Below are 11,460 nucleotides of genomic sequence, written 5' to 3'. Positions count from 1 at the left end.
GATCCGCGAGTTGCTTGAGCAAGTGCGCCTGCCGGCCGAGCTGGCGACCCGCCGCCCCTTGCAACTGTCGGGCGGCCAGCGGCAACGGGTGGCCATCGCCCGGGCCATTGCCAGCAACCCGAAAGTGATCATTTGTGACGAGCCGGTCTCGGCCCTCGATGTCTCGGTGCAGGCGCAAGTATTGGACCTGCTGGCCGACCTGCAAGCCTCGTTGGGGCTGGCCTACCTGTTTATTTCCCATGACCTGGGGGTGATCCGCCATGTCAGTGACGAAGTGCTGGTGATGCGCCGCGGCCAAGTGGTTGAAAGCGCCCCGGTCGAAGACCTTTTTGAACATCCAAAACACGCTTACACCCAACGCCTCTTGGGCGCAGTACCGCGCTTGCCGGGCGCCGACAGTGAGCTGGTGGTGCCACCGCTGGAAGCGGAAAGCACGGCGTTGCGATTTGACGAATCGCAACTGTGGAAGATCGCTATTTAAGCTTGAACACCTTAAGGAATTGTCATGACTACGTTGTCTCTTGTAACTGAACAGGCCATTGCCACGATCGACACACTGAATGTCCGGGCTGATGAAATATTGCCCACCATTGCAGCGGGGGCCGCACAACGCGAGCGCGATCGCCTGCTGCCGTTTGATGCGGTGGCGCAGATTGCCAAGGCCGGTTTTTTCACCACGCGCATCCCGGTGCGTTATGGCGGCAGCGGCGGTTCGGTCAAGGATGTGATCCGTTTATTGATCCGCATTGCCGCCGCCGATTCCAACGTCGCCCAGGCGTTGCGCCCGGGATTCGGCTTTGTCGAAGGCTTGCTGGCGTCATCCAGCGAACAGGCCGAAACCGAGCGCGAGCGCTGGTTTGCCCGCTACCTGGACGGCATCGTAGTGGGCAATGCCGGCTGGGAAGTGGGCGGCGCCAACGGCTCGATCAGCGCGCGGATCGTGCGCGACGGCGACCACTACCGGGCCACTGGCAGCAAGTATTACAGCACCGGCTCGCTGTACGCCGACTGGGTCAGCGCGGTGGCGTTGGACGAAGAGGATCAACCGGTTTCGTTTATCCTGCCGCGCAACCGCAAGGGGCTGGAGTTGCTCGACGATTTTGACGCGATGGGCCAGCGCCTGACCGCCAGTGGCACCACGCGCCTGAACAACGTGCAAGTACTGGCTGACGAAATCCGTACACGGACGGTAGAAGAGGGCAAGCGCACAATTGTCACGCCGTTTTTGCAATTGTTCCTGGCGGCGGTTCAGGCGGGCATTGCACGCAACGCCTTGAACGACGCGGTTGCGTTTGCCAACGAACATGCCCGGCCCATCAAGCACAGCAGCGCCAGCCGCTCGGTGGACGACCCTTATGTTGAATTGAGCGTCGGTGACATCTCGGCCCGCGCCTTCACCGCTGAAGCAGTGGTGTTGCACGCGGCAGAATCCATTGACCGGGCATGGGCGGGCGACCTCGATCCGCACTTGGTCGACCAGGCCGCTGTCGATGTGGCACAGGCGCAATACATTGCTGCCGAGTCGGCGCTCAAGGCAGCCGAGCTGGTGTTCGACGTGGGCGGCGCCTCGACCACGGGGCGCGGGCACAACCTGGACCGTCACTGGCGCAATGCGCGCACGGTGGCCAACCACAACCCACGCCACTGGAAAGCCTCCGCCGTCGGCTCCTGGCAACTGAAAGGCACGCCGCCACCGACCTCCGGGTTGTTTTAATACACGCTGTAGCCGTTGCCTCGCGGGTCGAAAAGATCGCGAGGCAAGCTCACTCTTACCAAACACAAAACAAGTGATTGACACTAAAGGCCCTGTAGGAGCGAGCTTGCTCGCGATCTTTTGATCTTGATCTGGCTTGTGATCTTGATCCAAGAGGCCCGGCGTAAGGCCGGAACCCTAAGTGGTCGTTGCCGCAGCAATGGATATGTACTTAAGAATACCGAGGTGGATGGTTTCACGGCTGCACGCAGCCGATCGCAGCCTTCGTACCTCGTCAGCGACTACAGTGGCCTGTCTGCTGCGCGACTGGGCGGCCCCTCCTACACTTAGCATTCAGCCTTCCTACTCGATATTCGCCTAAAGCTGAGACAGTCATAGACCCAGCCTACATCCAGCCCCAATGCCGTGATTGCACACTTGCGCACCGATAAACCCTGACGTTTTGTTACATCAGGGCGACCGCAGCGCAAGGAGTCGCGGATGTCACGCTCGCAGCCTCAGTTTCGTTTCAGCCTGACCATTGACGGCTTTGCTGATGACCTTCAAGTCTTGTCATTCAAAGGTGATGAGGCCATCAGCACGCCTTATGCCTTCGAACTGGTGCTGGTCAGTCCGCGTGCCGATCTGGATCTGGTGGCACTGCTGCATGCCCCGGCCTTTTTGGCGTATGCCGAGGGGGGCGGGGGCGTTCACGGGCTCATCTATGCCATTGCCCAAGGCCAGACCCGTCAGCGTCTGACGGTTTATACCCTGACCCTCGTGCCGCAACTGGCCTACCTCGAGCATCGCACCAACCAGCGCATGTTCCAGCAACTTAAGGTCGAGCAAATCATTGCCCGGCTACTCGAGGAGCACGGCATTCTCAGCAATGCCTACGCCTTCAACCTGCACGGGACCTACCCGGTTCGCGACTACTGCGTGCAATACCACGAAACAGATCTGCACTTCATTCAGCGCCTGTGCGAAGAAGAGGGCATTCATTACCACTTCCGCCACTCAGCCCAAGGCCATCAATTGGTCTTCGGTGATGGCCAGAGCGCCTTCGCCAAACTCGATCATCCCGTGCCTTATCAGGGCGAAAGCGGCCTGGTTGCCGAGGCGCCGGTGGTCAGCTATTTCGAAGTGGGCATCAACACCCGTTCCACCCGCAGTACCTTGCGCGATTACACCTTCGAAACCGCTAGTCGCGAGATCGAGGCGAGCTACGGCCCCGACACCCAGCGCGTCGAGCGAGATCTTGAAGATTACCGCTACCCGGGCCACTTCAGCCTCGAACAGCGCGGCCAGTTGCTCAGCCAGCGGGCCCTTGAGCGCCAACGCGCTGACCGCTGTGTGGCCAATGGCGAAAGTGACGACTGCGGTTTTATCAGTGGCCATTTCATGACCCTGAGCGAGCACCCCCACGGCGACTGGAACGCGATGTGGCTGCTGACTGAAATCCATCATCAGGGCCGACAGCCGCAGGTGCTCGAAGAGACCGGGACTGATCTGGACGACAAGCCAACTGACGGGTTTACCCAGGGCTACCGCAACGACTTCGCAGCCACCCCATGGGACGTGTTCTACCGCGCGCCACTCAAACATCTCAAGCCTCAGGTGCTGGGCCTGCTGACTGCTCGGGTCACCGGCCCCGTCAACGACGAGGTGCATTGCGATCAGTTCGGTCGGGTAAAGGTGCAGTTTCATTGGGACCGTGAAGGCCGAAACAACGACGCCAGCAGTTGCTGGCTGCGGGTGGCCTCTACTTGGGCCGGTGACAGCCATGGCGCAGTGAGCGTGCCACGGGTCGGCATGGAAGTGCTGGTGTCGTTTCTGGAGGGGGATCCGGACCAGCCGGTGATTTCGGGTTGCCTGGTCAACAGCCTCAACCCGCCTCCCTATCCGTTGCCCGCCTACAAAACCCGCAGCGTGTTGCGCAGTCGCAGCACCCCGAACGGCACAGGCTACAACGAACTGCACATTGAAGACCGTCTGGGTCAGGAACTGATCTACCTGCACGCCCAGCGTGACCTTGAACAACACATCAAAAACGACTCTCTGCTGCAAATCGATGGCCAGCGCGCTGAGACCGTCACCGGCAATAGCGTCTCGGTGCTCAAAGGTGATGATCAGCGCACCGTCAGCGGTGATCGCAAAGCCCAACTCAATGCCAACGACTTTCGCCAAATTGCCGCCAGCAGCCACACCCTGGTGGGGGTGGCGCTCACGGTCGACGCGGGCATGGAAGTCACGATCAAGGCCGGTGCCCATGTGGTGTTGTCTGCCGGTGCGTGCATCTCGCTGACGGCAGGCGGTCAGCACCTGATCGTCAGCGCTGCCGGGATCTACGTCAGTTCACCGATCCTGTCCGGTGGCGTACCGGTGCCGGGCACACCGGCGTTGCCCGCCGTCACCTCTGCCGTTGCAGCACTGACCGCAGCCGTCTTGACCCCGACCCAAATCAACAGCCTCAAGCGCAACGCACCTTTCTGCGAAGAGTGCGAAAAATGCAAAGGAGGCGTTTGTGATCTCTGAGCCTTTAACCCCCCGGCAGTGGCTGGAAGATAACCCGCTACGCCCCGGCGAAAGCCTGTACGCGGTGATCAGCTCCACCAGCGATGCCGACCCGCTAGCGGCCTACCGCCAACAAGGTGGAGTCGAGCCACCAGACAAGCTGTGGGCTGACACTGCCTATGCCGACTGGCTCCCGGTCATGCCTTATCTACTGAAGCTGACGCCTGACAGTGAGTTCATCCAGTGGGCCGCGCAAACCGATGCTGACGATTGGGGCTGGTTGGCCATCTCCACGGCCTGCCCGCAACGTATCACCGAGCATTTGCGCAGTCTCACCCAGGTCCTGATGCCCTCTGGCGAAGCTGTTTTCTTTCGGTTCTGGGATGGTCGCCACTGGTTGCCCATCCTTCAGCATTTGGGCACAGCGACCCGTGATGTCTTGCCGGTCTTCGACCGCTATTGGATCAACGGCCAGCCGGTAACGGTGGGGCAGGGTGAGGTACTTGCCGCTCCAACATTCCCGTGGTGGCAAGTGCCCGATGACCTGCTCGACAGCCTCGCTGAGCAGGACCTCAACACCGTAATCGACAACCTCATGCAGTGGCTCAAAGACGCTCACGCGCCGTTGTATGCATCGATTGGCGAAGCCCATTTGCGGCTGAAAGTCGAGCATTTCGTACAGCGCTCATCCCCTACACAACGTAAAGACAGCGGGCTCTTGTTGGCTCATGTGCAGCAAGAGGTTTGTGCGTAACCATGATCACGATTATCGGCAAAATGCTTCTGACTATTGGCGACACCCAGCCTGACGTAAAGCAGGTTTTGCAAGAGCTAGAACACTGTATCGAAGGCTATCGGGATCGGGCGGACTCTTGGTACGGCGGCATGATCGATGTCGAGCAAGTGTTTCGTGTCGGCGATGAAGTAGTGACTCGTGACAAGGACGATCAGGCGCCGGCGGCCATGTATACCCAATGCCAGCGCGATTCTACCGTGACGTTGGTCCACGCCTTTGAAGCGGCGCGTTTTATACCCATTGGCAATACCCAGGTGCGCTTGGTGCCAGTGGGGGGTGGAATAGAGATCAAAGCGTTGATTGATGCCACCGGTATCACGCGTGTCGAGGGCTGCCTGCCCAATCGGCAATACCACGTCACCTTTTACCCGCAGATCACTTCTGAGCAGCTAGATGCGTTTTTTAACTCTTATCAGGAGGTGCTCAGTGACCTGAGCCAGTGGCTGAGTACCCAGTGGGACACTGAATATCTGTCGCTCTGGCAAGCTCATCAGGAAGCCGATGCACTGGGACGTTCCTGGATCGAGATCAAGAGCCAGTGGAGTGGCCTTATCAAGTCATTGTTGGCCGTGTGGGATGACATCGTTGGTTTCTTGAAGTTGATCAGCCGCCCCCAGCAGAGCTACGAAAAGTTCAAAAAGTTCCTCAGCGAAGAGCAACTGAAGTTGCTCTTGAATGCCTCCAAAGAAACACTGGAAACCGCGCTGCTAATTGCCAGCGATGAACCACTGATGTGGTCTTATTTCTCAGCCTTGATCGCCTGGCTCAAACTATTACCGCCCCAAGTTCGTAGCGAGATACAAGCGCGCCTCACCACTGACGTTCTGATCAATATCGTCCTCGGCATCATATTCAGTGGGGGGATTGGCCTGGCTGTACGGCTCTCCATCAAGGGGGCCAACACTGTGGTTGAAAGCGCAAAAGCGACTCGATTGCTGGAAGGCTTTGTCGACCTGCTGATGCACACCAGCAAAGCGCGATCCACTCACCACGCTACAGTTGGCAAGCCGATATTGCTGCAAAGCGAGGGTCGCCTGGATCCAGGGTTGAAGGCTGATCTGGATATCAAAGCGCAGAGTGGCCAAGCCCCCACCCAAAGCATCCCTGATGCCACTGTTATAGCCCGAAGCAAACCCAAGGCGAGAACCACGCTGGAGGTGGTTGAGCACGTCGACGATGCCCCGTCGCAATCCAAAGCCCCCAACGGCAAACCTGCCGAACCCGCCAAAGACACCCAAACCCACGGCTGCCCGGTTTCAATGGTCACCGGCGAAGAGCTGCTGACTTTGACCGACGGCGTGCTCGACGGCGCGCTGCCCCTTGAGTGGACTCGCCTGTATCGCACCAGCGCGGTCGAAGTAAACGGCGATTTGGGCTTTGGCTGGAGCCACACGCTGTCGCACCGCCTGCAACGCGAAGGCGACGAATTGCTGTGGACTGATCAAGAGAACCGTCAGACCCGATTCCCACAGCCCAGCGCACAATGCCCGGCCATCATCAATAGCCTCGCCAAAGCTGCGATCTTTCTGGGCGATCATGATGGCGAGTTGATCCTCGCCCACGCCGGTAAAAGTAGCCGCTTCTATCACTTCAACGACCTGCGACTGACCGCTATCAGCGACTCTTACGGCAACCGGCTGAAAATCACCTACCAGCAAGGGCGTCTGCACCGTATCGACAACGGTGCCGGTCGCGCCTTGCTGTTGCGCTACGCCGAGGCACGCCTCAGCGCCGTTGAGTACCAGCAATACGATGAAAGCCGTGATTTTGCCGAGCGCTCAAACGACCACTATGCCAAGTGCGGAATTCACCTTGAACGTTGGGCAACCCTCTACACGCAGGTCACCTATTGCTACAACGCAGCAGGGCAACTGATCAGCGCCAGCAATGCGCTGGAAGAAGCCGAGCACTACCGCTACGACGCCCAGCACGTCATCCAGGAACGGCAACTGGCGGGTGGCGCGGCGTTTTACTGGCAGTGGCAACACGCGGGCAAGCATGCGCGTTGCATCCGTCATTGGGCCAACTTCGGACAGATGGACGCCACCTACGAATGGGACGACCAAGGCTCGGTCACGGTTAAAAACCGTGACGGCAGCCAGCAAGTGTATGTGCATGACGACAATGCGCGGCTAGTCAGCCAGATCGACCCGGACGGCGCTGAGCACCAAAAAGCCTACGATGACAAAGGCCGCCTGATCGCTGAAAAAGACCCGCTCGGCGCGGTCACCGAATACCAGTACAACGAGGCCGGGCAGCTTACGGCACTGATCCCGCCCACTGACGAACCGACGTTCTACAGCTACTTCAACGGCCATGTGCGCAAAGTACAGCGCGGTCTTGCCAGTTGGAAATATGAGCGCAACAACCAGGGCGACATCACCTGCCAGACCGACCCGGACGGTAATCTAACCCACTACAAATACACTGCCAAAGGCCAACTCAGCGGCCTGTACTACCCGGACGGCAGCCAGCACACACTGACCTGGAACCCGCTTGGGCAACTGCTCGACGAAACACTGCCAGACGGCACGCAACGGCGTTATCGCTACGATGCACAGGGTCGCACCATCACCCGGCAGGACGAGCGGGGCGCCATCACCCAGTACCAGTGGGACGCTGCCAACCGTCTCAGCCAAATCACCTTGCCTGGTGGCAAAACCCGCGCCTGGAGCTACAACGCCTACGGCAAAGTCACGGCTGAGCGCGATGAGCGCGGCCATATCACCCGCTACGAATACGCCGACAACCTGCACCTCATCAGCCGTCGCATCAACCCTGATGGCAGCCAGCTCAACTACCGCTACGACAACGCCCGCTTATTGTTGACCGGTATCGAAAACGAGCGCCACGAGCACTATCAGCTTGAGTACTACCCCAACGGTTTGATCCAGCAAGAAATCGGCTTTGACGGCCGTAAAACTGCTTATGCCTACGACCTTAAAGGGCAATTGCTGGAAAAGACCGAATACCCGGACGCAGAACATCCCGACAGTGCTCCGCTGGTCACTGCCTACGCGCGCGACCCTGCAGGACGGCTGACAAGCAAAACCCTGCCTGATGGCAGCGAAATCACCTACACCTACGACACCTTGGGTCGCTTGACTGCCGTCGACGACGGTGCCTGGCCGCTGGCCTACGAATACGACCTGCAAGATCGCCTTGTCAGTGAGCATCAAGGCTGGGCGACCCTGCGTTATCAGTACGACGCACTCGGCCAACTCAGCGACTGCCGCCTGCCCGATGGCAACCGCCTGCACTACCACTATCAAAAAGGCGGCGCCCTCAAAGGCATCGACCTCAACGGCAAAACCCTCACCGGGCATCGTTACGAAGCGGGGCTGGAAACCGTCCGCCAACAAGGCTACGTGGTCAGCCACTACCAATACGACGAACAAGACCGGCTGCAAGACCACGCCGTCAGCCAACTGAATGCCCGTGGCGATGTCGATGGTCAGCCGCTGTACCGCCGTCACTACCGCTACGACGCCAACGGCAACCTCAGCCTGCTCAGTGACAGCCGAAAAGGGCAAAAAAGCTTTGCCTACGACCCCCTCGACCGCCTGACCGAAGTGCGCGGCCAACTGAACGAACACTTCGTCCACGACCCGGCGGGCAACCTGCTCGATCAAAGCATCGACGGCCAACGGCACAGCCGCTACGCCAACATCAAAGGCAACCGCCTGCTGATGCAAGGCGACAGTCATTTTGAGTACGACGCCTACGGCAACCTTCACCAAGAGCGACGCGGCACAGGCCAGCGCCTGACCCGCGACTACCGCTACGACAGTCAGCAGCGCTTGAGCGGCATCACCTTGCCAGACGGCAGCCAGGTGACGTACCGCTACGACCCTTTCGGGCGGCGTATCAGCAAAGACCATGGCGGCACCACCACGCAATATCTCTGGCAGGGCGAACGCCTGATCGCCGAAAGCGCCCAACAAAAAGGCCTGCGTGGCATCAGCCACTACTGCAGCTACTTATACGAACCGGGCACCTTCAAACCGCTGGCCTTGCTCCAGGGTGAGGGCGACACCGCACAGGCTTACCACTACCAGCTCGACCACCTGGGCACGCCACAAGAACTTACCGACCACCGCGGCCAAATCGTCTGGTCGGCCCACTACCGGGCCTACGGCAACGTCCACAAACTCGACAAGGCCGAAATCACCAACCCGCTGCGCTTTCAGGGCCAGTACTACGACGAAGAGAGCGGGCTACACTACAACCGCCATCGCTACTACAATCCAAACACCGGCCGCTACCTCACCCCCGACCCGATCAAACTCGCAGGCGGGCTGAACAGCTACCAGTACGTGCCCAACCCGACAGGGTGGGTGGATCCGTTGGGGTTGAGTTCTATCAAGGGTAGGTGCCCGGGGCAAGCAGATAGTGAGCCAAAGGTTGAACAGCCTGAAGCTCAAAAAAGTAATAGCCATGATGACCCCGTAACGCCTGCTCCAGTCTTGCATTCTCAAGAAACTCAAAGAGTCCGGCATTACACCAACAGGCGAGGATCAACTGGGATTGAACAGGATGGCATGATTACCGCGAAAGACAACAACAGGGTTTATGTAGAATCAGCCAGGAAAAAAGCTTTGGATCAGCAATCGGCAGAAGAGAAATATCAAATTGGACGCGGCAGGGGGAGAGACTATGTTGAATTTGATGTTCCTGTTAGCCAATTGGAAGAAGTTAAAAATCCAAGGTATGGCGCTGTAGAACTAACAATTAAGGGTAGTGTTAAACTAGAGTGTCCAGAATTTTTCAGGAGAAAGTAATGCTAGAGAAAAATAAAGAAATCAGTTTGAGTGGTGAGTCTGCTCTTGAAGCACTTGCTGATCTGGAATATATATTGATTTCTCTGCACAAAATTGGAAGCTACTATGAGGGTAAGTCTTTAGATGAGTATCGTCGTGAGACAACCGATTTTATTGACGATGAGCGGGTAACCCAAAGGCTTGCAAAAATCAGAAGAATTTTAAGTGAGCCTTTTGATTCGGCCGTTGGGGAAGATGATATGGATGATATCGAAAGGCGCGTCAGTCAGTTAGAGTTTTGGAATCCGTCGAATGAAACTGATTAGTAGTTTGTATTTCTAGGTGTTTTTAATGTTGAATGTAGTGGTTTTGACTTTGTTGGAGCCCTTTAAATGGTTTTTCAGGTTGTGAGGTGTGTGGTTTTTAATGTGTTCTGTTAATTGTTCGTGCTCTCTGTTTTTTTGTTACTTTTCCTTTGTGCTCTCCGCTTACTTCGTAGGAGCGAGCTTGCCTCGCGATCTTTTGACTATTTAAAAGATCGCGAGGCAAGCTCGCTCCTACAGGGTTTTGTTGTTATCGCAAGGCAGTATTCAAATCGACAAATGCAACACGCGTTCATCTTGCTTGGGTTCTGTTGCGCTGCGTTTGTTGACTTTTAATTCGCCCAGGTTGATCAGCAGGGTGCGGGTGACGTTGCGGCTCAGCCCCAGCAGTTTGGCGGTGTGGACCTGGTTGTGGTGGCAAAATCGATAGGCCGCGCGCAGCAGGCTGCGCTCGACGTTTTCGTGGAGGTTGTCTGACTGGCTTTCGAACAGGCGCTGGAATGCATGTTCCAGCAGTTCTTCGGCGCTCTGGTCGCTGTTGACGGTGCTGGTTTCTGGTCGGGTGATGCGCAGGTTGGACATGCGCAAGTCGTCACTTTGGATGACACCGTCGCGGCAGATCAGCAGGGTGTGGTGGATGACGTTTTCAAGTTCGCGGATGTTGCCCGGCCAGTTGGAGTGCGCGAGTTTTTGCTCTGCCTCCGGGCTCAGTACGACGTCGCCATAACCGAGGCGACGGCTGTAGGTGTCGATGAAGTAGCGGGTGAGCGGGAGGATGTCGCCGGGGCGTTCGCGCAGTGGGGTGAGTTCCAGGTTGACCACGTTCAGGCGGTAGAACAGGTCTTCGCGAAAGTGCCCGGCGTTGATGGCTTTTTCAAGCTGTACGTTGGTGGCGGCCAGTACGCGGACGTTGATAGGAATGCTTTTGCGCGAGCCCAGGCGGACCACTTCGCGCTCTTGTAGAACACGCAGCAGCTTGACCTGAATCGGCATTGGCAAATCACCAATTTCATCGAGAAACAGGGTGCCGCCGTTGGCTTCTTCGAACCAGCCTGCCTTGGCGCCCAGCGCGCCGGTGAAGGCGCCTTTTTCATGGCCGAAAAGTTCGGATTCCACCAGCGATTCTGAGAACGCACCGCAGTTTACGGCCAGAAAAGGCTGGTGTTTGCGCGCGCTGAGGTTGTGAATGTGGCGCGCAATCAGTTCTTTGCCCGTGCCGGTTTCGCCAATGATCAGCACGCTCGCATCACTGGGCGCGATTTGTTGCAGGTGCTGGAGCAAGGCTTTGGACTTGGGGTCTTCAAAGACTTGTGCGGTTGCCCGGATCGAGGTGGCCAAGGCCGGGGAAGGGGGGAGGGTTAGCAGTTGCATGTC

At 57.9% G+C, this 11,460-nt stretch carries 7 protein-coding genes; 6 read left to right on the top strand and 1 reads right to left on the bottom strand.

The window, feature by feature from the left end; translation table 11 throughout:
* The 6 genes from GHO32_RS11035 to GHO32_RS11010 all read left to right on the top strand — a co-directional run.
* On the top strand, positions 1–481 hold a 481-nt coding region (locus GHO32_RS11035), incomplete at its 5' end, for an ABC transporter ATP-binding protein (protein ID WP_153442830.1).
* Positions 482–505: 24 nt separating this feature from the next.
* Positions 506–1,714 carry an acyl-CoA dehydrogenase family protein gene (locus GHO32_RS11030; protein ID WP_153335146.1) on the top strand — a complete coding sequence of 403 codons (1,209 nt, stop codon included), beginning with the start codon at positions 506–508 and terminating at the stop codon, positions 1,712–1,714.
* A 480-nt stretch (positions 1,715–2,194) separates the two neighbouring features.
* Complete coding sequence (locus tag GHO32_RS11025; protein WP_153335147.1) at positions 2,195–4,228, top strand: type VI secretion system tip protein VgrG; 2,034 nt, start codon at positions 2,195–2,197, stop codon at positions 4,226–4,228.
* Positions 4,218–4,961, top strand: coding sequence for a DUF4123 domain-containing protein (locus GHO32_RS11020; protein WP_368668406.1), 744 nt, complete (start codon positions 4,218–4,220; stop codon positions 4,959–4,961). Before GHO32_RS11025 ends, GHO32_RS11020 begins: the two co-directional genes overlap by 11 nt.
* Before the next feature lie 2 nt (positions 4,962–4,963).
* Positions 4,964–9,784 carry an RHS repeat-associated core domain-containing protein gene (locus tag GHO32_RS11015; protein ID WP_153425964.1) on the top strand — a complete coding sequence of 1,607 codons (4,821 nt, stop codon included), beginning with the start codon at positions 4,964–4,966 and terminating at the stop codon, positions 9,782–9,784.
* On the top strand, positions 9,784–10,089 hold the full coding sequence (locus tag GHO32_RS11010) for a hypothetical protein (protein ID WP_153335148.1): 306 nt from the start codon (positions 9,784–9,786) through the stop codon (positions 10,087–10,089). Before GHO32_RS11015 ends, GHO32_RS11010 begins: the two co-directional genes overlap by 1 nt.
* Before the next feature lie 264 nt (positions 10,090–10,353).
* Here GHO32_RS11010 and GHO32_RS11005 read toward each other — a convergent pair whose 3' ends face one another.
* Complete coding sequence (locus GHO32_RS11005) at positions 10,354–11,457, bottom strand: sigma-54-dependent Fis family transcriptional regulator (protein WP_153330600.1); 1,104 nt, start codon at positions 11,455–11,457, stop codon at positions 10,354–10,356.
* Between the last annotated feature and the right edge of the window lie 3 nt (positions 11,458–11,460).

Source organism: Pseudomonas sp. FSL R10-2189 (assembly GCF_009600325.1).
Taxonomy (GTDB): domain Bacteria; phylum Pseudomonadota; class Gammaproteobacteria; order Pseudomonadales; family Pseudomonadaceae; genus Aquipseudomonas; species Aquipseudomonas helleri.
Note: the sequence above shows the minus strand (reverse complement) of the source record. Positions and strands in the feature narration are given on the sequence as shown.

Excerpts from the sequence above, each read along its gene's own strand:
- GHO32_RS11030 (WP_153335146.1), top strand. The coding sequence starts at position 506 with ATGACTACGTTGTCTCTTGTAACTGAACAGGCCATTGCCACGATCGAC.
- GHO32_RS11010 (WP_153335148.1), top strand. The coding sequence starts at position 9,784 with ATGCTAGAGAAAAATAAAGAAATCAGTTTGAGTGGTGAGTCTGCTCTT.
- GHO32_RS11005 (WP_153330600.1), bottom strand. The coding sequence starts at position 11,457 with ATGCAACTGCTAACCCTCCCCCCTTCCCCGGCCTTGGCCACCTCGATC.
- GHO32_RS11025 (WP_153335147.1), top strand. The coding sequence starts at position 2,195 with ATGTCACGCTCGCAGCCTCAGTTTCGTTTCAGCCTGACCATTGACGGC.
- GHO32_RS11015 (WP_153425964.1), top strand. The coding sequence starts at position 4,964 with ATGATCACGATTATCGGCAAAATGCTTCTGACTATTGGCGACACCCAG.